Source organism: Pseudomonas sp. (assembly GCF_035497915.1).
Classification (GTDB): Bacteria; Pseudomonadota; Gammaproteobacteria; order Pseudomonadales; family Pseudomonadaceae; genus Serpens.
In genome coordinates, this window is the sequence record NZ_DATJCS010000005.1 from 93566 (window position 1) to 119524 (window position 25959).

Annotated in this window: 24 protein-coding genes, 1 pseudogene and 1 riboswitch; of the genes and pseudogenes, 13 read left to right on the plus strand and 12 right to left on the minus strand. The window is 68.6% G+C overall.

Annotated features, from left to right (window positions below; translation table 11 throughout):
• Nucleotides 1-49 precede the first annotated feature (49 nt).
• The 3 genes from VL129_RS01880 (at nucleotide 50) to VL129_RS01890 (ending at nucleotide 4566) form a co-directional block, all read left to right on the plus strand.
• Nucleotides 50-982: a hydrogen peroxide-inducible genes activator gene (locus tag VL129_RS01880; protein ID WP_325409479.1), complete on the plus strand. Its 933-nt coding sequence runs from the start codon at nucleotides 50-52 to the stop codon at nucleotides 980-982.
• A complete protein-coding gene (recG, locus tag VL129_RS01885) occupies nucleotides 979-3054 on the plus strand; it encodes an ATP-dependent DNA helicase RecG (RefSeq protein ID WP_325409481.1) in 2076 nt (691 codons plus the stop codon). The genes VL129_RS01880 and recG overlap by 4 nt, the downstream gene beginning before the upstream one ends.
• Before the next feature lie 84 nt (nucleotides 3055-3138).
• The gene (locus tag VL129_RS01890) at nucleotides 3139-4566 is read left to right on the plus strand and encodes an HDOD domain-containing protein (protein WP_414705106.1); all 1428 of its coding nucleotides are present in this window, start codon (nucleotides 3139-3141) and stop codon (nucleotides 4564-4566) included.
• An 83-nt stretch (nucleotides 4567-4649) separates the two neighbouring features.
• Here VL129_RS01890 and VL129_RS01895 read toward each other — a convergent pair whose 3' ends face one another.
• The 4 genes from VL129_RS01895 to VL129_RS01910 form a co-directional block, all read right to left on the minus strand.
• Entirely contained in the window at nucleotides 4650-5024 is a 375-nt protein-coding gene (locus tag VL129_RS01895) for a helicase (protein ID WP_325409483.1), read from the minus strand.
• Between the two features lie 126 nt (nucleotides 5025-5150).
• Nucleotides 5151-5423 carry an HU family DNA-binding protein gene (locus VL129_RS17095; RefSeq protein ID WP_414705107.1) on the minus strand — a complete coding sequence of 91 codons (273 nt, stop codon included), beginning with the start codon at nucleotides 5421-5423 and terminating at the stop codon, nucleotides 5151-5153.
• A gap of 204 nt (nucleotides 5424-5627) precedes the next feature.
• Complete coding sequence (locus VL129_RS01905; protein ID WP_325409485.1) at nucleotides 5628-6782, minus strand: NAD(P)/FAD-dependent oxidoreductase; 1155 nt, start codon at nucleotides 6780-6782, stop codon at nucleotides 5628-5630.
• Complete coding sequence (locus VL129_RS01910) at nucleotides 6782-6952, minus strand: rubredoxin (RefSeq protein WP_325409487.1); 171 nt, start codon at nucleotides 6950-6952, stop codon at nucleotides 6782-6784. The genes VL129_RS01905 and VL129_RS01910 overlap by 1 nt, the downstream gene beginning before the upstream one ends.
• A gap of 134 nt (nucleotides 6953-7086) precedes the next feature.
• Between VL129_RS01910 and VL129_RS01915 the strand changes: the two genes are divergently transcribed.
• The gene (locus VL129_RS01915) at nucleotides 7087-7632 is read left to right on the plus strand and encodes a chorismate--pyruvate lyase family protein (RefSeq protein WP_414705108.1); all 546 of its coding nucleotides are present in this window, start codon (nucleotides 7087-7089) and stop codon (nucleotides 7630-7632) included.
• A 24-nt stretch (nucleotides 7633-7656) separates the two neighbouring features.
• Nucleotides 7657-8547: a 4-hydroxybenzoate octaprenyltransferase gene (gene ubiA, locus VL129_RS01920; protein ID WP_325409489.1), complete on the plus strand. Its 891-nt coding sequence runs from the start codon at nucleotides 7657-7659 to the stop codon at nucleotides 8545-8547.
• A gap of 239 nt (nucleotides 8548-8786) precedes the next feature.
• Here ubiA and VL129_RS01925 read toward each other — a convergent pair whose 3' ends face one another.
• Nucleotides 8787-9158: a COG4315 family predicted lipoprotein gene (locus VL129_RS01925; RefSeq protein ID WP_414705109.1), complete on the minus strand. Its 372-nt coding sequence runs from the start codon at nucleotides 9156-9158 to the stop codon at nucleotides 8787-8789.
• Between the two features lie 154 nt (nucleotides 9159-9312).
• Between VL129_RS01925 and phoB the strand changes: the two genes are divergently transcribed.
• From phoB to VL129_RS01940, 3 genes are all read left to right on the plus strand, one after another.
• Entirely contained in the window at nucleotides 9313-10002 is a 690-nt protein-coding gene (gene phoB, locus VL129_RS01930; RefSeq protein WP_325409491.1) for a phosphate regulon transcriptional regulator PhoB, read from the plus strand.
• 2 nt (nucleotides 10003-10004) lie between these two features.
• Nucleotides 10005-11327 (plus strand): phosphate regulon sensor histidine kinase PhoR, encoded by a 1323-nt coding sequence (phoR, locus tag VL129_RS01935; protein WP_325409493.1) that lies wholly within the window; start codon nucleotides 10005-10007, stop codon nucleotides 11325-11327.
• 67 nt (nucleotides 11328-11394) lie between these two features.
• A complete protein-coding gene (locus VL129_RS01940) occupies nucleotides 11395-12735 on the plus strand; it encodes a hemolysin family protein (protein ID WP_325409495.1) in 1341 nt (446 codons plus the stop codon).
• A gap of 57 nt (nucleotides 12736-12792) precedes the next feature.
• On the opposite strand, the gene ligB is transcribed toward VL129_RS01940, so the two are convergent.
• Nucleotides 12793-14478 carry an NAD-dependent DNA ligase LigB gene (ligB, locus tag VL129_RS01945; protein WP_325409497.1) on the minus strand — a complete coding sequence of 562 codons (1686 nt, stop codon included), beginning with the start codon at nucleotides 14476-14478 and terminating at the stop codon, nucleotides 12793-12795.
• A gap of 200 nt (nucleotides 14479-14678) precedes the next feature.
• On the opposite strand from ligB, the gene VL129_RS01950 reads away from it, so the two are divergent.
• Nucleotides 14679-14909: a hypothetical protein gene (locus VL129_RS01950; protein ID WP_325409499.1), complete on the plus strand. Its 231-nt coding sequence runs from the start codon at nucleotides 14679-14681 to the stop codon at nucleotides 14907-14909.
• Between the two features lie 9 nt (nucleotides 14910-14918).
• On the opposite strand, the gene yccS is transcribed toward VL129_RS01950, so the two are convergent.
• Nucleotides 14919-17105 carry a YccS family putative transporter gene (gene yccS / locus VL129_RS01955; protein ID WP_325409501.1) on the minus strand — a complete coding sequence of 729 codons (2187 nt, stop codon included), beginning with the start codon at nucleotides 17103-17105 and terminating at the stop codon, nucleotides 14919-14921.
• 319 nt (nucleotides 17106-17424) lie between these two features.
• Between yccS and VL129_RS01960 the strand changes: the two genes are divergently transcribed.
• Genes VL129_RS01960 through ald form a run of 3 tightly spaced genes read left to right on the plus strand, consistent with a single transcriptional unit; the run spans nucleotide 17425 to nucleotide 20633 of the window.
• Nucleotides 17425-18753, plus strand: coding sequence for an NfeD family protein (locus VL129_RS01960; protein WP_325409535.1), 1329 nt, complete (start codon nucleotides 17425-17427; stop codon nucleotides 18751-18753).
• Nucleotides 18750-19499 (plus strand): slipin family protein, encoded by a 750-nt coding sequence (locus VL129_RS01965; RefSeq protein ID WP_325409503.1) that lies wholly within the window; start codon nucleotides 18750-18752, stop codon nucleotides 19497-19499. The genes VL129_RS01960 and VL129_RS01965 overlap by 4 nt, the downstream gene beginning before the upstream one ends.
• 6 nt (nucleotides 19500-19505) lie before the next feature.
• The gene (ald, locus tag VL129_RS01970; RefSeq protein ID WP_325409505.1) at nucleotides 19506-20633 is read left to right on the plus strand and encodes an alanine dehydrogenase; all 1128 of its coding nucleotides are present in this window, start codon (nucleotides 19506-19508) and stop codon (nucleotides 20631-20633) included.
• Between the two features lie 71 nt (nucleotides 20634-20704).
• Here the strand turns inward: ald and VL129_RS01975 are convergent, their stop codons facing one another.
• The 3 genes and pseudogenes from VL129_RS01975 to VL129_RS01985 all read right to left on the minus strand — a co-directional run.
• On the minus strand, nucleotides 20705-21004 hold the full coding sequence (locus VL129_RS01975; RefSeq protein WP_325409507.1) for a hypothetical protein: 300 nt from the start codon (nucleotides 21002-21004) through the stop codon (nucleotides 20705-20707).
• Nucleotides 21005-21181: 177 nt separating this feature from the next.
• The gene (locus VL129_RS01980) at nucleotides 21182-22048 is read right to left on the minus strand and encodes a methyl-accepting chemotaxis protein (RefSeq protein WP_325409537.1); all 867 of its coding nucleotides are present in this window, start codon (nucleotides 22046-22048) and stop codon (nucleotides 21182-21184) included.
• Nucleotides 22046-23092, minus strand: a pseudogene (locus VL129_RS01985) (MCP four helix bundle domain-containing protein); the annotation flags it as partial. The pseudogene VL129_RS01985 and the gene VL129_RS01980, both read right to left, overlap by 3 nt.
• Between VL129_RS01985 and mdtD the strand changes: the two are divergent.
• A complete protein-coding gene (gene mdtD, locus VL129_RS01990; protein WP_325409508.1) occupies nucleotides 22977-24389 on the plus strand; it encodes a multidrug transporter subunit MdtD in 1413 nt (470 codons plus the stop codon). The pseudogene VL129_RS01985 and the gene mdtD sit on opposite strands and share 116 nt — an antisense overlap.
• A 305-nt stretch (nucleotides 24390-24694) precedes the next feature.
• On the opposite strand, the gene VL129_RS01995 is transcribed toward mdtD, so the two are convergent.
• Nucleotides 24695-25144, minus strand: coding sequence for a c-type cytochrome (locus tag VL129_RS01995; protein ID WP_325409510.1), 450 nt, complete (start codon nucleotides 25142-25144; stop codon nucleotides 24695-24697).
• Between the two features lie 86 nt (nucleotides 25145-25230).
• A complete protein-coding gene (locus tag VL129_RS02000; protein WP_325409512.1) occupies nucleotides 25231-25671 on the minus strand; it encodes a hypothetical protein in 441 nt (146 codons plus the stop codon).
• Between the two features lie 152 nt (nucleotides 25672-25823).
• Nucleotides 25824-25952, plus strand: a riboswitch (S-adenosyl-L-homocysteine riboswitch).
• The last annotated feature ends 7 nt before the right edge of the window (nucleotides 25953-25959 follow it).

The window sequence follows — 25959 nt, forward strand, 5'->3', positions numbered from 1 at the left end:
CCATACAAGGCAGCCGCTATGCTTGCGGCCAGCCCAATGGATATCCACTATGACGCTCACTGAACTGCGCTACATCGTCACCCTCGCCCAGGAACAGCATTTCGGGCGAGCCGCCGAACGCTGCCATGTCAGCCAGCCGACCCTCTCGGTGGGCGTCAAGAAGCTCGAGGACGAGCTGGGCGTGCTGATCTTCGAACGCAGCAAGAGCGCGGTGCGCCTCACCCCGGTGGGCGAGGGCATCGTCGCCCAGGCGCAGAAGGTGCTCGAACAGGCCCAGGGCATTCGCGAACTGGCCCAGGCCGGCAAGAACCAGCTGGCCGCGCCGCTCAAGGTCGGCGCCATCTACACCGTCGGCCCCTACCTGTTCCCGCACCTGATTCCGCAGCTGCACCGGGTCGCCCCGGACATGCCGCTGTACATCGAGGAAAACTTCACCCACGTGCTGCGCGACAAGCTGCGCACCGGCGAACTGGACGCCATCATCATCGCGCTGCCGTTCCAGGAAGCCGACGTGCTGACCAAGCCGCTGTACGACGAGCCCTTCTACGTGCTGATGCCGGCCGCGCATCCCTGGACTGCGCGCGCCAGCATCGACGCCGCGGATCTCAACGACAAGAGTCTGCTGCTGCTGGGCGAGGGTCACTGCTTCCGCGACCAGGTGCTGGAAGCCTGCCCGACCACCCGCAAGGGCGATGCCGCCAGCCACACCACCGTGGAATCCAGCTCGCTGGAAACCATCCGCCACATGGTCGCCTCCGGCCTGGGCGTCTCGGTGCTGCCGTTCTCGGCGGTGGAGAGCCATCATTACGCGCCGGGAGTGCTGGAAATCCGTCCGCTGACCCCGCCCGTGCCGTTCCGCACCGTGGCCATCGCCTGGCGCGCCAGCTTCCCGCGACCCAAGGCCATCGAGATCCTGGCCGACTCCATCCGCCTGTGCTCGGTGGCGCGGCCGCAGGCACCGGTCACCGCCGAGCCGGCATGAGCGAACTGGCACAGGTGCCGGTGACCACCCTCAAGGGGGTGGGCGCGGCGCTGGCGGAAAAACTCGCCAAGGTCGGCCTGGAGACGCTCCAGGACGTGCTGTTTCACCTGCCGTTGCGCTACCAGGACCGCACCCGAGTCACGCCGATCGGCGCGCTGCGTCCCGGCCAGGACGCGGTGGTGGAGGGCGTGGTGGCCGGCGCCGATGTGGTCATGGGCCGGCGGCGCAGCCTGCTGGTGCGCCTGCAGGACGGCAGCGGCACGCTGAGCCTGCGCTTCTTCCATTTCAGCCAGGCGCAGAAGGACGGCCTCAAGCGCGGCACCCCGCTGCGCTGCTACGGCGAGGTGCGCCCCGGCGCCACCGGCCTGGAAATCTATCACCCGGAATACCGCGCCATGAGCGGCGGCGAAGCGGCGCCGGTCGAGCAGACCCTGACGCCGATCTATCCGACCACCGAGGGGCTGACCCAGCAGCGCCTGCGCTCCCTGAGCGAACAGGCGCTGGCGCGGCTCGGCCCCAACAGCCTGCCTGACTGGCTGCCGGCGGAACTGGCCAAAGAGCACCGGCTCGGCCCGCTGGCCGAGGCGATCCGCTATCTGCACCGCCCGCCGCCGGATGCCGACCTGCACGAACTGGCCGAGGGCCAGCACTGGGCGCAGCAGCGCCTGGCGTTCGAGGAACTGCTCACCCATCAACTGTCCCTGCAGCGCCTGCGCGAGAGCATTCGCGCCCAGCAGGCCCCGGCGCTGCCGCCGGCCACGCGCCTGCCGGGGTTGTACCTGCAGGGTCTGGGCTTCGCGCCCACCGGCGCGCAACGCCGCGTCGGCGCCGAGATCGCCTACGACCTGGCGCAGCCCGAACCCATGCTGCGCCTGGTGCAGGGCGATGTCGGCGCCGGCAAGACGGTGGTCGCCGCGCTGGCCGCCCTGCAGGCGCTGGAGGCCGGCTACCAGGTGGCGCTGATGGCGCCCACGGAAATCCTCGCCGAGCAGCATTTCCTCAACTTCAGCCGCTGGTTCGAACCGCTGGGCATCGACGTCGCCTGGCTGGCCGGCAAGCTCAAGGGCAAGGCCCGCGCCGCCGCGCTGGAACGGATCGCCGGCGGCTGCCCGATGGTGGTCGGCACCCACGCGTTGTTCCAGGACGAGGTGCGCTTCGCCCGCCTGGCGCTGGTGATCATCGACGAGCAACACCGCTTCGGCGTGCAGCAGCGCCTGGCGCTGCGCCAGAAGGGCGTGGACGGCCGGCTGTGCCCGCACCAGCTGATCATGACCGCCACGCCGATCCCGCGCACCCTGGCGATGAGCGCCTACGCCGATCTGGACACCTCGATCCTCGACGAACTACCGCCCGGCCGCACGCCGGTGAACACCCTGGCCATCGCCGACAGTCGCCGCCCGGAAGTCATCGAGCGGGTGCGCGCGGCCTGCCACGAGGGGCGTCAGGCCTACTGGGTGTGCACGCTGATCGAGGAATCGGAAGAACTGACCTGCCAGGCGGCGCAGACCAGCTACGAGGAACTGTCCGCCGCCCTCGGCGAGCTGCGCGTCGGGCTGATCCACGGGCGCATGAAGCCGGCCGAGAAGGCGGCGGTGATGGAGGCGTTCAAGGCCGGCGAGCTGCAGCTGCTGGTGGCCACCACGGTGATCGAGGTAGGCGTGGACGTGCCCAACGCCAGCCTGATGATCATCGAGAACCCCGAACGCCTCGGCCTGGCCCAGTTGCACCAGCTGCGCGGGCGCGTCGGTCGGGGCAGTGCGGTCAGCCACTGCGTCCTGCTCTATCATGCGCCGCTGTCGCAACTGGGCCGCGAACGCCTGGCGATCATGCGCGAGACCACCGATGGCTTCCTGATCGCCGAAAAGGATCTGGAGCTGCGCGGTCCCGGCGAGATGCTCGGCACGCGGCAGACCGGCCTGCTGCAGTTCAAGGTCGCCGACCTGATGCGTGACGCCGATCTGTTGCCGGCGGTGCGCGAGGCGGCGCAGCAGTTGCTGGCGCGCTGGCCGCAGCACGTCGCGCCGCTGCTGGCACGCTGGCTGCGCCATGGTCAGCAGTACGGTCAGGTGTGACATTTTCGTGACGGACGGCCCTTGGGAAAATCCAGGTGCCGCCGATACGCCTTGCAAACGCCCGTTTCGGATCCGGATGTACCCATGAACGAGTGCACCATCGTCCCGGCTGACCAGCCGTCGACCGTTCCCCTGTTGATGCAGCAACTGCTGCGCCGGCTGGCCGTGCCCCTGCGCACCCGCCCGGACGAGCCCGGCGTCCCGCCGGCCCAGCGCATCCAGGCCGTGCTGCTGGAAGACAGCCTGGGCGCGGTACTGGTGCTGTATCCGCGCAACCAGTTGCTCGATCTCAAGCGGCTGGCCGCCTTCAGTGAGCGCCAGCTTGGCCCGGTACGTCCCGAGCGTCTCAAGCGCATGCTCGGCCGCCATGGCCTGATCTGCCTGCCGGCGCTGCCGGCGATCACCAGTTCGCCGTGTCTGTATGACGATCGGCTGCTGGAACAGCCAGTGCTGCTGATCGAGTCCGGAACGCCGGGCCTGCTGTTGGAGATCGGCCGCGAGCATTTTCAGATGCTGCTGGCCAAGGCGCGTCCCGGTCACTTTGGTGAGCCGCTGGGCAACATCCGCCCGAACCTCGACCGTCCGGGCGACGACAGCAGCGAAATCGACCAGGCGGTGAAGACCTTCACCGCGCGGCGCATCCAGCAGCGTCTCGGCGAGACCATGGAGATTCCGCCGCTGACCCGCACCGCGCAGCGCATCATCAAGCTGCGCGCCAACCCGAACGCGACCATCGAGGACATCACTTCGGTGGTGGAAACCGACCCGGCGCTGGCCGCGCAGGTGATGCGCTGGGCGAGCTCGCCGCTGTATGCCGCGCCCGGCAAGGTGCGCTCGGTGGAGGATGCGATCATCCGCGTGCTGGGTTTCGATCTGGTGATCAACCTGGCCCTCGGCCTGGCCCTGGGCCGACACCTGAGCCAGCTCAGCGATCCCAACCAGCAGAACACCCCCTACTGGCAGCAGGCGATCTACACCGCCGCGCTGATCGAGGGGCTGACCCGCATGATGCCCGTCGCCCAGCGTCCGGAGACCGGCCTGGCCTACCTCGGCGGGCTGCTGCACAACTTCGGCTACCTGCTGCTGGCGCATATCTTCCCGCCGCACTTCAACCTGATCTGCCAGCACCTGGAAACCAACCCGCACCTCTGGCATGGGCACATCGAGCAGCACCTGCTGGGCATCACCCGCGAGCAGATCGGCAGCTGGATGATGCGCAACTGGGAGATGCAGGAGGAGATTTCCACCGCGCTGCGCTTCCAGAACGACCCGGATTACGCCGGGCCACACTGCGCCTACGCCAATCTGGTGTATCTGGCGGTCAACCTGCTGCGCGGGCAGAAGATCGGCCACGGCCTGCAGCAGCCGGTGCCCGAGGCGCTCTATCAGCGCCTGGGCATCAGCGCCGAGCAGGCCGAGGATGCGTTGCAGAAGGTGCTGCGCGCCGAAGCGGCGCTGCGCGAGATGGCCAGCCAGTTCCAGAACTCGCGCAGCGACGAGCCGCAGGAGTAAGGCGCGGGCCCGGTGCAGCGCCCCGCTGAGGTGTAGGGCCGGGTTTATCCCGGCCAACGGCCGGCGCCAGCCGGCCCAGGGGATCAGGCCTGCTTCTTCGGCTTCAGGTACTTGGTCAGGCCCTGGAACCACATCACCAGCATCGGATTGCCCTGGATCTGGATGTCCTTGTCCTGGATGCCTTTCATGAAGGCCAGCTGCTTGTTCTTGGCGGTGAAGGTGGCGAAGCCGTAGGCGGCGTCGCGAAAGCCCAGGGCGAAGGCCGGCTGCTGCGCGGGGCCGCGTTTGCTGGTCACCCGCTGATCCTTGACGATGAAGTGGCGGGCCACCTTGCCGTCCAGGGTGTGCAGCTGGAACACCAGGTCCTTGTCGGCCAGTTGCTGCTGGAATTCGGAATTGGTGCGGCTGGCCTTTTTCATCAGGCGGCCCAGCATCCAGAGGAGAAAACGAAATTTCATCGCGGCCTCGAAAGGGGGGAGATTGTTGTTAGGCGCGCGATTCTAGCGGCCACATACCCCACAAGCAGCCGAACTTGTGTAGAAAAATGCAAACAACGGCCCGCCTGCGGGCGGGCCGTGCGGCGATCAGTTGATGGCGTCGCGCAGCGACTTGCCGGGTTTGAAGGCCACGGTGTTGCTGGCCTTGATCTTCACGGGTTCACCGGTCTGCGGGTTCTTGCCGGTGCGGGCGCCCCGGTGACGTTGCACGAAAGTGCCGAAGCCGACCAGCGTGACGCTTTCCTTGCGGTTCAGCGCATCGGTGATTTCGTCCAGGACGGCGTTGAGCACGCGATTGGCCTGCTCGCGGGTGAGATCGGCCTTGTCCGCGATGGCGGCGGCGAGTTCCGGTTTACGCATAGAGGTGCCTCTTTCGACGGTGTCATTGTTGTTCTTGTTGTTGTGTCCGTGCTGCTCGGCTGAACAGCGCCCCGAGCTGCTGCGAAGCTCTAGCCTGCGGCAGTCGCTTCGAGGATGGCATGTGCCTACGGGCCACGCCAGTCCTGGGAAGACCCCCGCCCTGCCAACTGTGCCCCAGATCCGACGGAACGCACGCCTCTGCGTTCAGTCGAGCAGCGGCGGCAGCTCCCGGTTGAGCGCCAGCCGACCCTGCACGGCCTGGCCGCTGAGGCCGTAGCCCAGCAACTTGCCGTCGGCATCGCGGCACAGCGCCTGCCAGTCCGGGCCTTCGCCTTGCAGTTCCCAGTTACCAACGTGGCCGGGCGGCGGCAGCGCCACCACCAGCGGGCAGGCCGGCGTCTTCACCGTCACCGGCATGGGTCCGTAGCGCACTTCGCTGGGTTCGCCAGCCAGGGTGCGCGCCAGGGCGCGCACGCCGGCCATCAGCGGCATCACGTACAGCAGGTTGAGTCCGTCGACTTCGGCGCAGTCGCCCAGGGCGTAGACATGCTCGGCGGAGGTCTGCAGCCGGCGGTCGACGCGGATGCCACGCCCGCAGGCCAGCCCGGCGGCGTTGGCCAGCGCGACGCGCGGACGCAGGCCGACCGCCGAGAGCACCAGGTCGCAGCTCAGGCGCGTGCCATCGGACAGCAGCGCCTGCAGGCCGTCGTCGGCCGGGTTCAGGCTGGCCAGCGTGCGGCCCAGATACAGGCCCACGCCGAGCTGTTGCAGGGCGTCGCGCAGGGCGCCGCCCAAGGCCGGTTGCAGCAGCTCGGGCATCGGCTGTTCGGACAGGCCGACCAGATCCACCTGGTAACCGCCCAGGCGCAGGTCGTTGGCGAACTCGCAGCCGATCAGTCCGGCGCCGAGGATCAGCACTCGCTGCTTGCCCGCCAGCGCGCTGCGAAAGCGCGCGTAGTCCTCCAGATCGTTGATCGTGAGAATGCGCCCGGTGGCATCGCCATCCACCGGCACCCGCACGCACTCGGCGCCCAGGGCCAGCACCAGGTCGCGGTAGTCGACCGGCTCGTTACCGAGCCACAGGCGGCGCGCCTGCGGGTCGATGGCGGTCACCCGGGTGTGGGTGCGGATCTCGGCGTTCAGCTGCTCGGCCAGCGCGCCCGGTTCGGCCATCACCAGCGCCTCGGCATCCTGGCCCTTGGCGAAGGCGGTGGAGAGCATCGGCTTGGAATAGGAACGGCCGTCGTCGGCGCTGATCAACAGCAGCGGGGTTTGCGCATCGAGCTTGCGAAGCTCCCGGGCCAGGCCGTAGCCGGCCAGCCCGGTGCCGACGATCACCACGGGGGCGGGTCGCGTCATCAGGCCACCACTTCCATCATCACGAAGTCACTCTTGCTGACGCCACAGTCGGGGCACAGCCAGTCCTCGGGCACCTGCGCCCAGGGGGTGCCGGGGGCGATGCCGTCTTCGGGCCAGCCCTTGGCTTCGTCATAGATCAGTCCGCATACCGCGCATTGCCAGGTCTTCATCTGTATTGGTCTCGCTGGGTTGCCATGAACCGGCACGCTATCCCAAGCACCGCGATGCGCCAAGGGCGGCAGACCCTTTCCTTGGTAGGGTGCGGTAGACTGCCGGCCTTCGTACCCCAGCTGCCGATTCCATCGTGTCCGACCTTTCTCCCTGGCTGACCGCCGATCGCCTGGCCGCCCCGCTCGATGTCAGCGTGCGGGACTGGCTGTTCGAGCCGGGCTCCCTGACCCTGCGCCTGACCACCCTGGCCGGGGGCGATTTTTCCGTGCGCCCGCTGCTGGAAGGCTGGCATAGCCTGCGCGACGACGAATGCGCCGCCCTGGGCCTGGCGCCGGGCAGCACCGGCTGGGTGCGCGAGGTCTATCTGTGCGGGCACGGCGAGCCCTGGGTGTTCGCCCGCAGTGTGGCCAGTCGCGAGGCCCTGCAGGCGCTGGAACTGGATCTGCAGCACCTGGGCAAGCGCCCGCTGGGCCATCTGCTGTTCAGCGACAAGGCCTTCGGGCGCAGCCCGTTCGAGATCTGCTACTACCCGCCCGCCTGGCTGCCCGCCGAGGTGAGCCAGGCCGGGCTCTGGGCGCGGCGTTCCTGCTTCCAGCGCGGCGCGGTCGGCGTGCTGGTCGCCGAGATCTTCCTGCCGCCGCACTGGCGGGCGGTACGCGCCGCCGACGACAAACTCTAGTCAGCGCTTCACACCGGAGAACCCATGTACACGCAGCTGCTGCAATCGTTCAATCGCCTGCATCCCCGCGCCTGGGACTTCATCCAGCTGATGCGCCTGGACAAGCCGATCGGCATCTACCTGCTGCTCTGGCCGACCCTGGCGGCGCTGTGGATCGCGGGCGAGGGCGCGCCGAGTGTCGGCCACGTGGTGATCTTCACCCTGGGCGTGATCCTCATGCGCTCGGCCGGCTGCGTGATCAACGACTTCGCCGACCGCAACTTCGACGGTCACGTGGCGCGCACCCGCCAGCGACCGCTGGCCAGTGGCCGGGTGCAGGTGAAGGAAGCCTGGGCGCTGTTCGCCGTGCTGGTGGCGCTCAGCTTCGGCCTGGTGTTGCTGACCAACGTCGTCACCGTGTGGCTGTCCTTCGGCGCCCTGGCGGTGGCCGCGCTGTACCCGTTCATGAAGCGCTACACCTACTACCCGCAGGTGGTGCTCGGCGCGGCCTATTCGTGGGGCATCCTCATGTGCTTCACCGCCGAGCGCGGCGTGCTGCCGCCGGAAGCCTGGGTGCTGTTCATCGCCAACGTGGTGTGGACGGTCGGCTACGACACCTACTACGCCATGGCCGACCGCGAGGACGACCTGAAGATTGGCGTGCGCTCGACCGCCATCCTGTTCGGCGAGGCTGACCGGCTGATCATCTTCACCCTGCAGTGCCTGTCGCTGGCCTTCCTGCTGCTGGCCGGCGCGCGTTTCGAACTGGGCCTGTACTTCCATCTCGGCCTGGGCGTGGCGCTGGCCTGCTTCCTCTGGGAGTTCCACCGCACCCGCAAGCGTGAGCCGCTGGTGTGCTTCCAGGCCTTCCTGCACAACCACTGGGCCGGGCTGGCGATCTTCATCGGCGTGGTGGTGGATTACCTGCTGCGCTAGTCGAGCTGCCGAACCCCTGTGGGGCCGGCTTAATGCCGGCCAGCGGAGCCGAATCCGATGCCTGGGTGTCGTTCCCACTGCCGTCGGCCGGGATAAACCCGGCCCTACAGGTATTACCGGGCTGCCGGCCGCACCGAACCCCTGTGGGGCCGGCTTTACGCCGGCCAGCGGGGCTGAATCCCGCGCCTAGGTGTCGTTCCCACCGCCGTCGGCCGGGATAAACCCGGCCCTACAGCACCCTACGGCTTGGCCACATGCCAGACGCCCATCAGGGTGTCGCCGGTGGTGTCGCCGGGCTGCTTGTCCTTGGCGTAGGTGTATAACGGCTTGCCGTCGTAGGCCCATTGCACGGTGCCATCCGGGCGGGTGACCAGGCTCCACTTGCCGCTCGGTTGCGCGCCTTCCTCGGCGATCAGCGGCGGCCAGATGTCTGCGCATTGCTCGGTGCAGTTGGATTGGCCCTCGCTGTCCTTGCCGTAGGTGTACAGCGTCATGCCCTGGGCATCCACCAGACGCCCATCCTGGACCGCTGCCGGTTCCTGGGCGTGGGCCGGGCCGGACAGCAGCGCCAGCAGGGCGATGGAGTTGAACAGCGGAACGGGCATTCTCATGGCATGTCTCCCTCAGGATGGTGAGCCAATTGGAGTGCGCGCAACGGCCGATTGCCGGCGCGGGCCGACGCACGGCCGGCCACGCAACTGTCACACCGCTGCAACAATTCCGTTATCTAATGCGCGGCAATGACGGAAACCGCATAGGGAAACCATGGCAGGCAAGACCATTCTGATCGTCGATGACGAGGCGCCGATCCGCGAGATGATCGCGGTGGCGCTGGAAATGGCCGGCTACCAGTGTCTGGAAGCGGCCGACAGCCAGCAGGCGCACAGCCTGATCATCGACCACAAGCCGGACCTGATCCTGCTCGACTGGATGCTGCCCGGCACCTCGGGTATCGAGCTGGCGCGACGCCTGAAGCGCGACGAGATGACCGCCGCCACGCCGATCATCATGCTCACCGCCAAGGGCGAAGAGGACAACAAGGTCCAGGGCCTGGAGGTCGGTGCTGACGACTACATCACCAAGCCGTTCTCGCCCCGCGAATTGGTGGCGCGCCTGAAGGCCGTGCTGCGCCGCGCCGGCGCGGATGATAGCGAAACGCCCATCGAGGTGGGCGGCTTGCGTCTGGACCCGGTCAGCCACCGGGTGACCATCGACGGCCAGGCGGCCGAGATGGGCCCCACCGAATACCGTCTGCTGCAATTTTTCATGACCCACCAGGAGCGCGCCTACACCCGTGGCCAGTTGCTGGACCAGGTCTGGGGTGGCAACGTCTACGTGGAAGAGCGTACCGTGGATGTGCATATCCGCCGGTTGCGCAAGGCGCTGGGCAGCGACTACGAATCGCTGGTCCAGACGGTGCGCGGCACTGGCTACCGATTCTCCACCCGAGCCTGAATGTGAACACCAATCCCGCCGGCCTGCTGCTGCGCCACGGTCTGATCCTGCTGGGCGTGGCCCTGTTGCTGGGCCTGCTCAGCGGCGCCTGGGGCTGGAGCCTGGCGCTGTGCCTGGCCGCCTATCTCGTCTGGCTGCTGCGTGACCTGCTGCGCCTGCAGCACTGGCTGGAGAACGCCAATCCCCGCGACGAGGTGCCCGAGGCGCGCGGCCTGTGGGAAGCGCTCTATGACCGCATCTACCTGCTGCAGCGCCGCAACCGGGAATCCCGCGAGCGGCTGCAGGCGGTGATCGACCGCGCCCAGCAATCCACCACCGCCCTGCAGGACGCGGTGGTGATGCTCGACAGTGATGGCAACCTGGAGTGGTGGAACCCGGCCGGCAGCCGCCTGCTGGGCCTGAAGAGTCCGCAGGACAGCGGCCAGCCGGTGATCAACCTGGTGCGCCATCCGCGCTTCAAGGAATACTTCGAGCGCAAGGATTTCCGCGAACCCCTGAGCCTGCGCTCGCCGGTGGACCCGAACCTGCATCTGCAGATCTTCGTCACCCTGTACGGCCAGCGCGACCACCTGATGGTGGTGCGCGACGTGACGCGCATGCAGCAGCTGGAACAGATGCGCAAGGACTTCGTGGCCAATGTTTCCCACGAGCTGCGCACGCCGTTGACGGTGATCAGCGGCTACCTGGAAACCCTGCTCGACCATGCCGACAGCCTGGCGCCGCGCTGGCTGCGCCCCATGCAGCAGATGCAGCAGCAGGCCACGCGCATGTCGCACCTGCTGGATGACCTGTTGCTGCTGGCGCGTCTGGAGGCCACCGATTACCCGGCCGAGAGCCAGCCGGTGGCGGTCGAGCGTCTGCTGCAGACGATCCGCGCCGATGCCGTGGCGCTGTCCGGTGCGCGCGGCCACCGGATTTCCCTGGAGGTCGAGCCCGGGCTGCTGCTCAAGGGCAGTGACAGTGAACTGCGCAGCGCCTTCTCCAACCTGGTATTCAACGCGGTGAAGTACACCCCGGACGGTGGCGAGGTGCATATCCGCTGGTGGCGCGACGAACAGGGCGCGCACCTGGCGGTGCGCGACAGCGGCATCGGCATCGAAGCCAAGCACATCCCGCGCCTGACCGAACGCTTCTACCGGGTGGACGCCAGCCGCGCCGCCGATACCGGCGGCACCGGGCTGGGTCTGGCCATCGTCAAGCATGTGCTGCTGCGCCATCGCGGCCGGCTGGAAATCGTCAGCCAGCCGGGACAGGGCAGCACCTTCACCTGTCATTTTCCGCCGGCCCTGTGCGTCCGCTACACGGCGCAGAGCGCCACGGATTGACCGTCGGGCTTGAAAAAGCCCGAGCGAATAGCCATCTTGCGCGAATCATTGGCCAACCCGAACCACCATGGACCCTTCCCCTAGTCTCAGCGTTTCCTCCTACTTCGCCGATTTCGGCCTTGTCCTGTTCGCCTTCTTCCTCGTTCTGCTCAACGGTTTCTTCGTGGCCGCCGAATTCGCCATGGTCAAGCTGCGCTCGACCAAGGTGGAGGCCATCGCCAGCCAGCATGGCTGGCGCGGACACATCCTGCGCACCGTGCACCGCCAGCTCGACGCCTACCTGTCGGCCTGCCAGCTGGGCATCACCCTGGCCTCGCTGGGCCTGGGCTGGGTCGGCGAGCCGGCCTTCGCGCACCTGATCGAGCCGCTGTTCGCCGCGTTGGGCGTGGAGAACCCGGTGGTCATCCATGGCGCCGCCTTCGCGGTTGCGTTCTTCTTCATTTCCTACCTGCACATCGTGGTCGGCGAGCTGGCGCCCAAGTCCTGGGCCATCCGCAAGCCGGAGCTGCTGTCGCTGTGGACGGCGGTGCCGCTGTACCTGTTCTACTGGGCGATGTACCCGGCGATCTTCCTGCTCAACGCCAGCGCCAACGCCATCCTGCGCTTCGCCGGCCAGGGCGAGCCGGGGCCGCACCATGAACATCACTACAGCCGCGACGAGCTGAAGCTGATCCTGCACTCCAGCCGCGCCCACGACCCCAGCGACCAGGACATCCGCGTGCTGGCCTCGGCGGTGGAAATGGGCGAGCTGGAAGTGGCCGACTGGGCCAACTCCCGCGAAGACCTGGTGTACATCAAGCGCAACGCCAGCCTCGACGAGCTGTTCGGCGTGCTGCGCCGCCACAAGTACAGCCGGTATCCGGTGTACGACGAGGCCAGCGGCGAGTTCGTCGGCCTGGTACACATCAAGGACCTGTTGCTGGAACTGGCCCGCCTCGGCGAGCTGCCGGAGCAACTGGACCTGGACGAGGTGATCCGCCCGGTCGAGCGCATCTCCCGGCACATGCCGCTGACCACCCTGCTGGAGGAGTTCCGCAAGGGCGGCGTGCACTTCGCCCTGGTGGAGGAGGCCGACGGTAAGGTGATCGGCTACCTGACCATGGAAGACGTGCTGGAGGCGCTGGTCGGCGACATCCAGGACGAACACCGCAAGGCCGAGCGCGGTGTGCTGGCCTACCAGCCGGGCAAGCTGCTGGTGCGCGGCGACACCCCGCTGTTCAAGATCGAACGCCTGCTGGGCGTCGACCTGGACCACATCGAGGCTGACACCCTGGCCGGGCTGATCTACGAAACCCTCAACCGCATGCCCGAGGAAGAGGAAGCCCTGGAAACCTCCGGACTGCGCATCATCGTCAAGAAGATGAAGGGACCGAAGGTGGTGCTGGCCAAGGTGGTCAAGCACGACTGAGCCGCCGCTCATCGCGGCTGAAGCCGCTCCTACGCGTCGATTTCTGTAGGAGCGACTTCAGTCGCGATCGACCCCCGCGAATCCGCCCACCCGCAGATCTCCCAACTGCGCCGCCAGCGCCTGCACGGCGGGATGCTGGAAAAAGCGCTGGGCCTGACGGGCCCGCTGTGCGCCCAGTCCCGTGTGCCGCCGCCACTGTTCTGCCGAACGGCTGGACAGGCGTTGCCAGTCGTCGCCCTCTGCCAGCCGAATCCCGGGCGGCATGCCCAGCGCGGTCAGCCAGCGTTCTAAGGGGCGTCGGCGCGCCAGTTCGGCGCCCTCCATCAAGGGTTTGGCCCGTACGCCCGGCACCCGAGCGAGCTCGCGGGGTGTGAGCCGCATCCAGGCCAGAAGGCCTTCGTCCAGCTGCCCGGTCTCCAGCAACGCGCGCCAGCTGCCCGGGCCGAGCCCGGGCAGATCCAGCCCTTGCCGGCCCGCCAGCCATTCCAGCCGCGCCAGGAACTGTCCGGCGCAGCCGGGCGTTGGTTGCCAGCAGCTCAGCGGGTGGTGGGCGGCGGGGTCCGGCGCGTCCACCATCACGCGCTGCGACGAGCGCCAGACCACGCCGTCCAGCCGCGGGATGCTGCCGCCGGCCAGGCCGATGGCGACCTGATCGCCGGGCCGGATATCCAGCGCCCGCCAGCGCGATAGCGAGCCGGCCGACACCTTGCGCACGTTGCGGTCGTCCAGCCGCACCGGTTGCAGATGCAGCAGCGGCGTGATGCGTCCGCTGCGCCCGACGCGAAACTCCACCGCGCGCACTTCGGCCAGCGCCTGGCGCGCCGGGTATTTCCAGGCGGCCGCCCAGCTCGGCGGCCGCGCCTGCCAGTGTTGCCCATGCGGACGTGCGGCCTGGCGCAGCACCACACCATCGGTGGCGAAGGGCAGGGCGCTGCGAAACCAGTGCTCCCGCCAGTGCCGCGCCTCGCCGGCATCGGCGATGCGATGGCTGAAGGCCGGGCTGTCGGCAAAGCCCAGGCGTTCGAGAGTGGCCAGCCGCTGCGCCGGATCGGCGGGGCCGTCCGGCCAGTCCCAGACGAACAGGCCGATGCCGGCGGCTTCCTCGGCGGCAAGCGTCTGGCGCGCCAGCAATCCGGCGACCCGTGCGCGGGCGCCCTGGCCGCCGCGTTCGGCCTGCACATGGCCCGGCAGGCGCCAGTACAGTTCGCCCTGCAGCACGGCATCGAGCGCCTCGGGGAGTTGTGCGGGCACGGCGGGCAGAGCGCGCACGGTTGCCGTCCAGTCCTGGCCGTGGCGGCCATCGCCCCGGCTGATGGCCTGTGCCAGCCGGCCGGCGCGGTACGCCAGGGTCACCGCCACGCCATCCACCTTGGGCTGGATCCACACCGCCTCGCGCCTCGCCAGCCAGTCCTCGACCTCATCGTCCGCCAGCTTGTCCAGCCCGGTCTGCGCCACCGGATGGGCGACGGGGCCGGCCAGCCCGGCCAGGGGCTGCGGTGCGGGCGGCGCCTGTTGCGGAAAGCAGTCGCGCCAACGGGCGAAGCGCTGGCGGGCCTGGTCGTAGAGTTCGTCGGCAATGGGCGAGCGACCATCGCGGTGGTAGGCGCTGTCCCACTGCGCCAGTTGGCCGGCGAGCTGGCTCAGTTCGGCCGTGGCGCGCGCGCCGGACCAGCCGGGGCAGGCCTGGGCCAGCGGCATGCACAGGCCGAGCGCGGCCAGCAGCGGCGGGCGAATGAAGGGCATGAATGCATCCGTGCAGGAAATCGGTCCGGGAGCATAGCCAAGCCATAGGCGGATCGCTGCGCCCTGTCTGCCCTGCCTTGACTGCGCTCGGGCACTCTCGCGGCCATTCGCAGTCAGACAGACGTGGCCCGGTAGTCGACGGCGCCGTTCCGTTCTAACCGGCTGGTCTAGTCCGGCCCCTGGTTCATGGAGGTAAACCCATGCGTCTTGCGCATCTCATCCTGCCGGCGCTGCTCGGTGTCGTGCTGGTGGGCTGTGGTCCCGATGAAGAAGATCGGATCGATACCACCCCGGCCCCCCAGACCAACGAGCCGGTCACCCCGGTTCCGCCGGCCGAGCCGGCGCCGCCCGTCACGCCGACTCCGCCGCCCACCACGCCGAGTGGCGTGCCGGAAGAAAGCGACATGAACACCAACCCGGCCCAGGACTGATACACCGCCTCAGTGCGCGGTGGCCGCCTGTTCGCGCTTGAGCAGGTGGCTGCCGAGCGTGCGCAGGCGGGCCAGTTGCCGGCAGATCAGTGCCAGCTGGGTCTGCACCAGGCGGTGGTTGTCATCCAGGCTGTCCGGCAACTGCTCCAGTTGCTCGGCCAGCGCTTCTTCCTCCTCGCTGTGCACCGCCAGCGCCGCTTTGCCGGCCAGGCCGGCGGCAATTTCCTCCAGCGCCGCGACGATGCGTGCCCCGGCCTCCTCGAGCAGGGTGGCGTCCTGATCCGCGCCCAGCGGCGCGCGGTGGGCGCCCAGCGCCGACAGGTAGCCCAACAGGGTGTGGGTCACCACCAGGAAGCGGAAACCCTGTTCGGTGTCCCGGCGAAAGTGCCCCGGCTCCATGAGCATGTTGGACAGCGTGGTGGACAGTGCCGCGTCGGCGTTGTGCGCGTCGCGCCGCGCCACCCGGTAGGCCAGGTCGTCGCGCTTGCCGCTCACATACTGGGCGAGGATCTCGCGCAGGTACTCGGCGTGGCTGGTCAGCGTGCTGGCCAGCAGGCGGTCGAGGCGCCGGCCCTGCCAGTCCGGCAGGATCAGGAACACCGCGACGATGGCGATCAGGCTGCCCAGCAGGGTGTCGAACAACCGGGGCCAGATCAGCCCGTAGCCGTCGCCGATCTGGTTGAAGCTCAGCAGCACCAGCAGGGTGATCGCCGCGGTGGCGACGGTGTAGCGGCTGGCGCGGGTGGCGAAGAACAGCACGCCGGCGACCACCGCCAGGAACGCCTGTAGCAGCGCCTGCGGGAACAGGCTGATCAGCGCCCAGCCGCACACCAGGCCGAGCAGCGTGCCGAGGATGCGCTGCACCAGGCGCGCGCGGGTGGCGCCGTAATTCGGCTGGCAGACGAACAGCGTGGTGAGCAGGATCCAGTAGCCCTGGGTCGGATCGATCCAGTGCAGGATGCCGTAGCCGGCGCACAGTGCGATGGACAGCCGCAGGGCGTGGCGGAACACCAGCGAGGTGGGCGTGAGCTGCAGGCGAATGCGCTGCAAGGCCTCGCCCAGGCTGTGCGGGGAGCGGTCGAACAGGCTGGGGTCCTGCTCGTCGGCCAGGGCGTCCGGATTGCTGGCGCCGGCCAGCTTGCGCTCCAGGGTTTCCAGGTTGTTGGCCAGCGCGCCCACCGAGCGCAGCAGCTTGCGCCATTCCGGCCGGTTCTGTTCGCGCAGGTGCGCCAGCGAAGTTTGCAGATCATCCAGCGCGGCGCGGCTCTCGCCGTGATCGAACGGCTCGCGCAGGCGGATGGCCCGGCCCAGCGCGCGGCAGGCGTTGCCCTGCTGGTTGAGCAGGCGCTGGCAGCGGAACATCACGTCGCTGTGGAAGAACGCCTCGGCCAGTTCGTTGTACGGGTAGTGCGACGAACTGGCCCGCTCGTGAATGTCCTGGGCGGTGAAATACAGGCGCAGGTAGCGGCTCAGTCGCGCCGACGGCCGGCCGTTGGCGAAGCGGTGCAGCAGGATTTCCTTGGCCTGATTGAGCGCATTGACCACTCGACCGTTCTGCCGGGCTAGCTCCAGGCGGCGCTCCTCGACATCCAGCTGGCGCAGCGGCTCGAGCAGGCTGCTCTTGATCTTCAGGTACAGGCCCAGCTCTTCGAACAGGCGCGCCAGCCCCTGCTGCACAGGCTGGTGCACGAACAGCGCGGCCCACAGCACCGACAACGCGCCGTACCAGGCGGCGCCGGCCAACAGCAGCAGCGGCTCGTGCCAGAAGCTGCCGGGCACGCCGCCGCGCTGCTCCACGCCGATCATGGTGTAGATGGCCAGGATCAGCGTCGCCCAGCCGAGGGTGGCGTAGCGCGGGCCGACCGCGCCGAGCATGGTCAGTGCGAACGTGGTGACCGCCAGCCCGATGACGAACAGCCAGGGATGCAGGAACAGCAGCTGCACGGAGAAGGCCGCCACCGCAAAGCACACCAGGGTCACCGCGACCGCCTGCAGACGGCCCAGCCAGTTGTCGTCGGTTTCCGCCAGCGCGCTGGCGATCACCCCGAGGAACAGCGGGATCAGCAGATCCAGGCGGCCTTCCAGCAGGCCGACCAGCATGGCGCCGGCCAGCGCGATGAACACGCGCAGGCTGTAGGCGAGGGTGTCGGTACTCCACAGGCGCTGCAGGGAATGGCGAAGGGACGGCGAGGGCATCGAGAGCTCCGCTACGACGGGAACGCGGCCAGAGTAGCGAATTGCTCGCGGACGGGACACCGCTGATGGGTGAGCGCTGGGGCGTGGATCCCCGCACGGGCTGGCCCCCTCGCCCCTCGCGGGAGAGGGCGGGGGAGAGGGGGGTGCTCTTGTGTGCTGCCCTCCACCCTCTCCCCCAACCCCTCTCCCATCAAGGGAGAGGGGAGCAAGGCGACACGCCGCAGGATCGCCTTCCCCTCGCGGCAGAGAGCCAGCCCCCTGGCCGCCCTCGTCTATCCTGAGCAGACCGACCCCGCCAGGAGGTATCGCCGTGCGATACATGCTGCTCGGCCTGCTGCTGACGCTATCCGCCGGCCTGGCCCAGGCGGCGCCGGCACCGGTGTGGGTGCTGAGCGTCGACGGAGTGATCGGCCCGGCCAGCGCCGACTATCTGGTGCGCGGCCTGGGCCGGGCGGCCGAACAGGGCGCGCAACTGGTGGTGCTGCGCATCGACACGCCGGGCGGGCTGGATACCTCCATGCGCGACATCATCAAGGCGATCCTTGCCAGCCCGGTGCCGGTGGCCAGCTACGTGGCGCCCAGTGGCGCGCGGGCCGCCAGCGCCGGCACCTACATCCTCTACGCCAGCCATGTGGCGGCCATGGCGCCGGGCACCAACCTGGGCGCAGCCACGCCGGTGGCGGTGGGCGGCGCGCCAGGGGCGCCACCGCAACAGCCGTCGCCCGATGGCGAGCAGGCACAACAGCCGGACGACGCCATGACGCGCAAGCAGGTCAACGACGCCGCCGCCTACATTCGCGGGCTGGCGCAGTTGCGCGGGCGCAACGCCGAATGGGCCGAGCAGGCGGTGCGCGAGGCGGTCAGCCTGGCCGCCGAGGAAGCCCTGAAGCTGAAGGTTGTCGACTACCTGGCCGCCGACCTGCCGGGCCTGCTCGCCCAGCTGGACGGCAAGACCCTGGAGACCGCCGCCGGGCCGCGCACGCTGGGCACCGCCGGCGCGCCGCTGGAGGCGCACCAGCCCGACTGGCGCACGCGCATCCTGGCGGTGATCACCAACCCCAGCGTGGCGCTGATCCTGATGATGATCGGCATCTACGGGTTGATCTTCGAATTCTCCAGCCCAGGCACCGGCATCGGCGGGGTCATGGGCGGCATCTGCCTGATCCTCGGCCTGTACGCCCTGCAGCTGCTGCCGGTGAACTACGCCGGCGTGGCGCTGATCCTGCTCGGGCTGGTGTGCATGGCTGCCGAGGCGTTCCTGCCCAGCTTCGGCGTGCTCGGCTTCGGTGGCATCGCGGCGTTCGTGTTCGGCGCGCTGATCCTCATCGACACCGAGGTGCCCGGCTTCGGCATCCCGCTGTCGGTGATCCTGGTCACCGCGGCGGCCAGTGCCGCGCTGATGCTGGTCATTCTCGGCATGGCCTTGCGCGCCCGCCGACAGCGCCAGGTGGCCGGCGACGCGGGGCTGGTGGGCAGCCTGGCGCGGATCGAGGCGCTGGAGGGCGATCCCCGCCAGGGCTGGGTCAGCCTGCAGGGTGAGCGCTGGCAGGTGCAGAGCGGCGCGCCGCTACAGGTCGGACAGCGGGTGCGGGTGCTGGCGCGCGAGGGTCTCAGACTGCGGGTAACCAACCAGGAGACAGAACCATGATGGGCTATTCCTTCAGTTTCGGCGTGCTGCTGGTCCTTCTGGTTGCGCTGGTGTTATCGGCGTTCCGCATCCTGCGCGAATACGAGCGCGGTGTGGTGTTCCAGCTCGGTCGCTTCTGGAAGGTCAAGGGGCCGGGGCTGATCCTGGTCATCCCCGGCCTGCAGCAAATGGTGCGGGTGGACCTGCGCACCCTGGTGCTGGACGTGCCGACGCAGGACGTGATCTCCCGCGACAACGTCTCGGTGAAGGTCAACGCGGTGATCTACTACCGGGTGCTGGACGCCGAGAAGGCGATCATCCAGGTCGAGGACTACCATGCCGCCACCAGCCAGCTGGCGCAGACCACCCTGCGTTCGGTGCTCGGCAAGCACGAGCTGGATGACATGCTCGCCGAGCGCGAGCGGCTGAACGCCGATATCCAGCAGGTGCTCGACGCACAGACCGACGCCTGGGGCATCAAGGTGGCCAACGTGGAGATCAAGCATGTCGATCTCGACGAATCCATGGTGCGCGCCATCGCCAAGCAGGCCGAAGCCGAGCGCGAGCGGCGCGCCAAGGTCATCCATGCCGAAGGCGAACTGCAGGCCTCGGAAAAGCTCATGCAGGCCGCCGAGGTGCTGTCCCGCCAGCCCGGCGCCATGCAGTTGCGCTACATGCAGACGCTCGGCGCAATCGCCGTGGACAAGAATTCCACCATCGTCTTTCCCCTGCCGATCGACCTGCTCGGCGGGTTTCGCCGGGAGTGATCGTTCATGGAGATTGGTGTACCCAAGGAAATCAAACCGCAGGAAAGCCGCGTCGGCCTGACCCCGGCCGCCGTGGCGGAGCTGATCCGGCGGGGCCACAAGGTGCTGGTGCAAAGCCAGGCCGGCACGGCCATTGGCTTTCGTGATGCGGACTATCAGGCGGCCGGCGCGCTGATCGTCGCCGATGCCGACACGCTGTTCGGTGCCTGCGAGCTGATCGTCAAGGTCAAGGAGCCGCAGGCCCAGGAGCGCGCCTGGCTGACCCCCGAGCACTGCCTGTTCACCTACCTGCACCTGGCCGCCGATCGTCAGCAGACCGAGGACCTGCTCAACAGCGGCGCGACCTGCATCGCCTACGAAACGGTCAGCGACGAGCGCGGCGGCCTGCCGCTGCTGGCGCCGATGTCCGAGGTGGCCGGGCGCATGGCCATCCAGGCCGGTGCTCATTGCCTGGAAACCCCCCAGGGCGGGCGCGGCGTGCTGCTCGGCGGGGTGCCTGGAGTGCCGGCGGGACGGGTGACCATTCTCGGCGCCGGCGTGGTGGGCAGCCAGGCGCTGGCCATGGCGGTCGGCCTGGGTGCCGAAGTGAGTGTGCTGGATACCCGCATCGAGGCCCTGCGCCGGCTGGATGCCCAGTACGGCAACCGGGTGCAGACGCTGTACGCCAGTCGCGACGCGGTGGAGAAACGGGTGCTGGCCGCCGATCTGGTGATCGGCGCGGTGCTGGTGCCCGGCGCGGCGGCGCCGAAGCTGATCGATGCCGAGCTGGTGCGGCGCATGCTGCCGGGCGCGGTGCTGGTCGACGTGGCCATCGACCAGGGCGGCTGCGCGGAAACCTCGCGGCCCACCACCCATGACGCCCCCACCTACGTGGTCGACGAGGTGGTGCACTACTGCGTCAGCAACATGCCCGGCGCGGTGGCGCGTACCGCCACCCTGGCGCTGAACAACGCCACCCTGCCGTTCGTCATCGAACTGGCCGAGCGGGGCTGCAAGCGCGCCCTGGAAGATAATGTACGGCTGCGCGATGGGCTGAACCTGGCGCGCGGGCGCATCACCCACCCGGGCGTCGCCGAGGCGCATGGGCTGGTCTGTCACTCGGCGCAGGAGGTGCTGGCCATGGGTCGCGGCTAAAGCCGCTCCTACAGAATTCCGGCCACCGCTGGCCTTGTAGGAGCGGCTTCAGCCGCGATGAGCGATAAGCGTCAGGGGTTCAGGTGATGCAGGCATTGGCTGGCGGCCTGGCCGAGCCGCTCGCGGGTGCGGTCGTCGAGGTTGGCCTGGCCCTGCAGCTGGCGGATCTCGGCGTCGCTGAACTCGTTGCTGACCCGTTCGGCCGAGCACTCGCAATAGGCGCGTGCCTTGGCGGGGGGCGTGTTGGCGTCGGCGCTGCGCACGCACTCGTCAATGAACTGCTTGCGGGCGGCGTCGGGCCATTCGGCGGCGAGCAGCGGGGCGCTACCCAGCAGAACGAAGGGAAGCGCGGCCAGGGAGGAAATGCGCATCGAAGAACTCCTCTAGGAAAGAAACCCGATGCAGCTGTGAGGCCCGGGCGCCGGCAGAGTTCCGTTGCGCTGGACCCGCTTGCCCACAGATGCTGTGGATAACCCTGGGGGCAAACGGTTGGTGGCCGGGCCGGGCCGCGATGCCGTCCGGCCGCGCGCGGGCTGGCGCTTTTTCGCTCAGTTCAGGCGGAAGCGGCCGACCAGCTCGCGCAGCCGCTCGGTCAGCGTTTCCAGGTGCTGACCGGCTTCGCCGGCCCGGCGGGCGCTGGCGGCGACCTTCTCGGAGTTGCCGTTGATGCTTTCCAGGTTGCGGTTCAGCTCCATGGTCACCTGGGTCTGTTGTTCCACGGCGGTGGCGATCTGGATGTTCAGGTCGGAGATCTCCACCACCGAGCGGCTGATCTCGCGCATCGAATGACCGGCGGCGCCGGCCTGCTCGACGCTCTGGCGCATGCTGGTCTGGCCGCGCTGCATGCTGTCGGCGATCTGCGTGCTGCGGTTCTGCAGCTGGCTGATGATGCCGTTGATCTCGCCGATCGAGTCCTGGGTACGCCGCGCCAGGTTGCGCACCTCGTCGGCCACCACCGCGAAGCCACGACCCTGTTCGCCGGCGCGGGCGGCCTCGATGGCGGCGTTGAGCGCCAGCAGGTTGGTCTGGTCGGCGATCTGGCTGATCACGTCGGAGATCGCGCCGATGGCGGTGCTGTCGTTCTGCAGCGCGCTGGCCAGGTTGCCGGCCTCCTGGATCTCGCCGGCGGCCTGGCCCAGCTGGCCGATGGCGCCACTGACCACCTGGTCGCTGCTGTGGGCCTGGCCGCTGGCGCGGCTGGCGACCTCGGCGGCGTGGGTGGTGGTGCGCGCCATTTCCTGGAAGGTCGCCTCCATCTGGTTCATCGCCGAGGCGATCTGGCCGATGTCGTGCTGCTGGGCATCGAGAATTCGCGCGCCGTCGCGGGACAGGCCGAGCACCTGGTCGGTGGCGGTTTCCAGCTCGCGCAGGCGCGCCTGCACCTCGCTGACCAGCGTGGCGATGCCCTGCTGCATGGCATGGAAGTCGCGGGCCAGCGCGCCCAGTTCGTCCTCGTCGAAGTCGCGCAGGCGCAGCGCCTCGCTGAGGTCGCCCTGGCCGACGCGGTGCATCTGGCTGCTGAGCAGCTGCAGCGGACGCTTGATCTTGCCGGTGATCAGCCAGCCCATGAGTAGGGTGAACAGCAGCAGCGCCACGCCGAACACCGCCTGCAGCACCTGCTGGCGCTGGATGGTGGCCAATTGCTCGGCCTTGAGCTGGTTGGCCTCGCGGACGATCTCGGTCTGCAGGTCGGTGAGCAGGCCGACCAGACGGTCGAACGGCGCCAGCATCGGGCCGAGGATGGTGCGGCGCGCCTCGTCGATGCTGCCCTGGCCGATCAGCCGGATGTAGTTGTCCTGCATGCGGTGGTAGTCCTGCATGCCGGCGCTGAAGTCGCGGATGAAGCGGCTGAGCGCCGGCGTGCTGGCCAGCGCTTCCATCTCGCGCAGGTAGCGTTCCACGGCGGCGTTGTTGGTCTCGATCTTGTCGAGGATCACCCGGTGCTCGGCGGGGTTGACGGTCAGCCCGTAGTCCAGGGCGAAGCGCCGGTAGGTGACGGTGCTGTAGCGCAGGTGGGAAATGGTGGCGAGCAGGCTGACGTTGCGCTCCACGAGACTTTCCAGCTGCGCACCGACCCGGCTGATGCCCAGTTGCAGATAAAGACCGAAAGCGAACAGCGCGACGAGGATGGCGCCGAAGGACAAGCCAAGGGTGCGCTGGATGGAGAGACGGGACAACATGGAAGGCCTCACGCGGGTGGTCATGGCGCACGGGGCGCCGATGCGCGGCAATCTGCCAGCACCCTTGGCGGATTGCCAGTAGAGACTGACTGGCCGGTCGATAGTGACAGCCAATCGTTCCGGCGCATCCGTTAAACTGACGTCCCCGTTTCCGGAACCCGCCATGACTCCGCAGCCGCTTGATGCTCGCACCGCCCGGATCCTGCCCTGGCTGGTGGCGGTGGCGTTCTTCATGCAGACCCTGGATGGCACCATCCTCAACACCGCGCTGCCGGCCATGGCCGCCGACCTGGCGGAGGACCCGCTGCGCATGCAGGGCGTGGTGATCGCCTACCTGCTCACCGTGGCGCTGCTGATTCCGGCCTCCGGCTGGATCGCCGACCGCTTTGGGACCCGGCGGATCTTCTTCGGTGCCCTGCTGCTGTTTTCCGGCGGTTCGCTGTTGTGCGCGCTGTCGGTCAGCCTGCCGCAGCTGATCGGCGCGCGCATCGTGCAGGCCCTGGGCGGCGCGCTGATGATGCCGGTGGGGCGCCTGGTGGTGTTGCGCGCCTACCCGCGCAGCGAGCTGGTGCGGGTGATGAGCCTGGTGACCATCCCCGGGCTGATCGGCCCGCTGCTCGGGCCGACCCTGGGCGGCTGGCTGGTGGAGTACGCCAGCTGGCACTGGATTTTCCTGATCAACCTGCCGGTGGGCGCGCTGGGCGCCTGGTTCGCCCTGCGCTTCATGCCCGACCTGCGCGGCGCGCGGCGCAGCCAGTTCGATACCCTGGGCTTCGTGCTGTTCGGCGCGGCGATGCTGCTGATCACCATCGCCCTGGAAGGGCTGGGCGACATGGGCATGCCGACCGCGCGGGTGCTGCTGCTGCTGTTCGGCGGCGCGGCCTGCCTGGCCGCCTACTGGCTGCGCGCCGGGCGCATCGAGCGACCGCTGTTTTCGCCGACGCTGTTCCACACCCGCAGCTTCGCGGTGGGCATTCTCGGCAACCTGTTCGGCCGCCTGGGCAGCGGCGCGCTGCCGTTCCTGGTCCCATTGCTGCTGCAGGTGGCGCTCGGTTATTCGCCGGCCGAGGCGGGCATGAGCATGATTCCGCTGGCGCTGGCGGCCATGGCCATCAAGCCGGCGGCCAAGGGGCTGATCGACCGCTTCGGCTACCGCCACCTGCTGGCGGGCAATACCCTGTTGCTCGGCGCGCTGATCGCCAGTCTCGGCATTACCGGCCAGGACACCCCGTTGGCGCTGCTGCTGGTGCAGCTGGCGCTGATCGGCGCCTGCAACTCGCTGCAGTTCAGCGCCATGAACACCATCGCGCTGATCGACCTGCAGGATCAGCAGACCAGCAGCGGCAACAGCCTGCTGGCGGTGGTGGTGCAACTGGCCATGGGCCTGGGCGTGGCTTCGGCGGCGGCGCTGCTGGGCGGCTTCAGCAGCCCGCAGCGCGACGTGCTCGGCGCCTTCCAGCTGACCTTCCTGTGCCTGGGCGGGCTGTCTATGCTCGCCGCAGCGATCTTCCTGCAGCTGGGCAAGCGCGACGGCATGGGCGGCCAGCTGCCGCCGAGGGCGCAGGCGCCGGATTGAGCGGTGCATTGCTGTGACGGTAAGAGCGACTTCAGTCGCGAGCTTTGGGTTCAGCCAGCACAAAGCATCGCGGCTGAAGCCCCTCCCACCAAAATCGCCGGTCTGTGTGGCCCCCCGTAGGAGCGACTTCAGTCGCGAGCTTTTGGCGGCGGCCTGCACAAAGCATCGTGGCTGAAGCCGCTCCCACAAAAATCGCCGGTGTGCGGCCCACTGTAGGAACGACTTCAGTCGCGAGCCTTTGGCTACGGCCTGCACAAAGCATCGGGGCTGAAGCCGCTCCTACGATAGCTCCGGGTGTGCCCGGATCAGTACGCGCGGAATTCCTTGTGGCAGCTCTCGCAGGCGTCTTCCACGCGCTGCATCGGCGCGATCAGCGCCTTGGGCTCCAGCGGCTGCGCGGCGGTGGCGGCGACCAGTGCGGCGGTGGCGGCTTCCTGGGCGCGGGCCAGCTCGTCGAAGCGTTCCTGGCGCTGCCAGACATCGTCGCGCGCCGAGGTCTTGTCGCTGTCCTTGAGCTGCGGGAAGTGCTGCCACGGCTGGCGGCTGATGGTGTCCAGGTGGGTGGCGCCGGCGACGAACTTCTCTTCTTTGAAAACCAGCCGCCCGCGCAGCATGCCGCCCAGATCCTCGCTGGTCTTCATCATGTCCTTGAAGATGGCCTTGCGCTGGCCGAGCGGGGAGTTCGGGTCGATACGATCACAGCCGGCCAGCACCAGGGTGGCGAGCAACATCAGGCCTACAACTTTCGACGTCATGAGCGGGAAACCTTGGGGTCGGAAAAATCAGCCCGCGATTATCCCCCTCCCGCCCGGCAAGAAAAGCCCTTGATGATGTCAGGCTTTTACCGGACCTGTTCCCAGCTGCCGCCCAGGGTCTCGCAATCGACGCGCGCCTGCTCGCGATCGGTGATCCGGTAGTAGAGCGTGACGATCCGCGCGCCGTCCGGCAGGGTGCTGGGCAGGGCCTCGCCGGGCGCGCGACGGCCGAATGCCTGCTCGTTGGCCAGGGTCTCCGGTGTCATGCGCGCGGTGCAGCGCGCCTGCGGTTCCGGCGGGCACTGCTGGCGCAGTTCGCGGTGCGTCTGGCCCACGTCGTCCTTGTCGCGGCAGGCCCACTGCATGGCATCGGTGTCGTCCAGGTCTTCGAAGTAGAAGCACTTGGCCGGCACCACCGGAGCGGGCAGGGTTCCGGAGCTTTCCTCGGTTACGTAGCAGGCGGCGCCCAGTGCGGACGCGCAATACAGCGGGGCGAACAGCAGGCCAAGCCGGGCCAGACGGGGCATGGGCAGTCCTCCAGCAGTGGGGCTGATGTTTTCGAGCCCAGCGCAGGGGCCGAGTTCGACGCAGCGGTCAACCGGGCTTGGGTCCGCGCCGCGCTGCCGCTATAATCGCCGGCAATTTTCACGGCCGGCTCCGCTCCGGCCGTGCCCGCCACCCGATCGAGGGGCGCTGCAGCAGGGTAAAACCTGTTTTGGATCCGGCAACAGCGCGGATCCAAATCAGATTTCACCTGTCAGGCTCGACCGGGGCGTTTATCCGAACGCATCAACGGCGCCCATTCGCACACTACG

What these genes read in the sequence shown, in the direction of transcription:
- VL129_RS01910 (WP_325409487.1), bottom strand. Translation starts at nt 6,952, where the DNA reads ATGAAGACCTGGCAATGCGCGGTATGCGGACTGATCTATGACGAAGCC.
- VL129_RS01925 (WP_414705109.1), bottom strand. Translation starts at nt 9,158, where the DNA reads ATGAGAATGCCCGTTCCGCTGTTCAACTCCATCGCCCTGCTGGCGCTG.
- VL129_RS01890 (WP_414705106.1), top strand. Translation starts at nt 3,139, where the DNA reads ATGAACGAGTGCACCATCGTCCCGGCTGACCAGCCGTCGACCGTTCCC.
- yccS (WP_325409501.1), bottom strand. Translation starts at nt 17,105, where the DNA reads ATGCCCTCGCCGTCCCTTCGCCATTCCCTGCAGCGCCTGTGGAGTACC.
- VL129_RS02000 (WP_325409512.1), bottom strand. Translation starts at nt 25,671, where the DNA reads ATGCCCCGTCTGGCCCGGCTTGGCCTGCTGTTCGCCCCGCTGTATTGC.
- VL129_RS01995 (WP_325409510.1), bottom strand. Translation starts at nt 25,144, where the DNA reads ATGACGTCGAAAGTTGTAGGCCTGATGTTGCTCGCCACCCTGGTGCTG.
- ald (WP_325409505.1), top strand. Translation starts at nt 19,506, where the DNA reads ATGGAGATTGGTGTACCCAAGGAAATCAAACCGCAGGAAAGCCGCGTC.
- VL129_RS01965 (WP_325409503.1), top strand. Translation starts at nt 18,750, where the DNA reads ATGATGGGCTATTCCTTCAGTTTCGGCGTGCTGCTGGTCCTTCTGGTT.
- VL129_RS01905 (WP_325409485.1), bottom strand. Translation starts at nt 6,782, where the DNA reads ATGACGCGACCCGCCCCCGTGGTGATCGTCGGCACCGGGCTGGCCGGC.
- phoB (WP_325409491.1), top strand. Translation starts at nt 9,313, where the DNA reads ATGGCAGGCAAGACCATTCTGATCGTCGATGACGAGGCGCCGATCCGC.
- ubiA (WP_325409489.1), top strand. Translation starts at nt 7,657, where the DNA reads ATGTACACGCAGCTGCTGCAATCGTTCAATCGCCTGCATCCCCGCGCC.
- ligB (WP_325409497.1), bottom strand. Translation starts at nt 14,478, where the DNA reads ATGCCCTTCATTCGCCCGCCGCTGCTGGCCGCGCTCGGCCTGTGCATG.
- VL129_RS01960 (WP_325409535.1), top strand. Translation starts at nt 17,425, where the DNA reads ATGCTGCTCGGCCTGCTGCTGACGCTATCCGCCGGCCTGGCCCAGGCG.
- VL129_RS01940 (WP_325409495.1), top strand. Translation starts at nt 11,395, where the DNA reads ATGGACCCTTCCCCTAGTCTCAGCGTTTCCTCCTACTTCGCCGATTTC.
- VL129_RS17095 (WP_414705107.1), bottom strand. Translation starts at nt 5,423, where the DNA reads ATGCGTAAACCGGAACTCGCCGCCGCCATCGCGGACAAGGCCGATCTC.
- recG (WP_325409481.1), top strand. Translation starts at nt 979, where the DNA reads ATGAGCGAACTGGCACAGGTGCCGGTGACCACCCTCAAGGGGGTGGGC.
- mdtD (WP_325409508.1), top strand. Translation starts at nt 22,977, where the DNA reads ATGACTCCGCAGCCGCTTGATGCTCGCACCGCCCGGATCCTGCCCTGG.
- VL129_RS01880 (WP_325409479.1), top strand. Translation starts at nt 50, where the DNA reads ATGACGCTCACTGAACTGCGCTACATCGTCACCCTCGCCCAGGAACAG.
- VL129_RS01975 (WP_325409507.1), bottom strand. Translation starts at nt 21,004, where the DNA reads ATGCGCATTTCCTCCCTGGCCGCGCTTCCCTTCGTTCTGCTGGGTAGC.
- VL129_RS01895 (WP_325409483.1), bottom strand. Translation starts at nt 5,024, where the DNA reads ATGAAATTTCGTTTTCTCCTCTGGATGCTGGGCCGCCTGATGAAAAAG.
- VL129_RS01980 (WP_325409537.1), bottom strand. Translation starts at nt 22,048, where the DNA reads ATGCAGCAGGGCATCGCCACGCTGGTCAGCGAGGTGCAGGCGCGCCTG.
- VL129_RS01950 (WP_325409499.1), top strand. Translation starts at nt 14,679, where the DNA reads ATGCGTCTTGCGCATCTCATCCTGCCGGCGCTGCTCGGTGTCGTGCTG.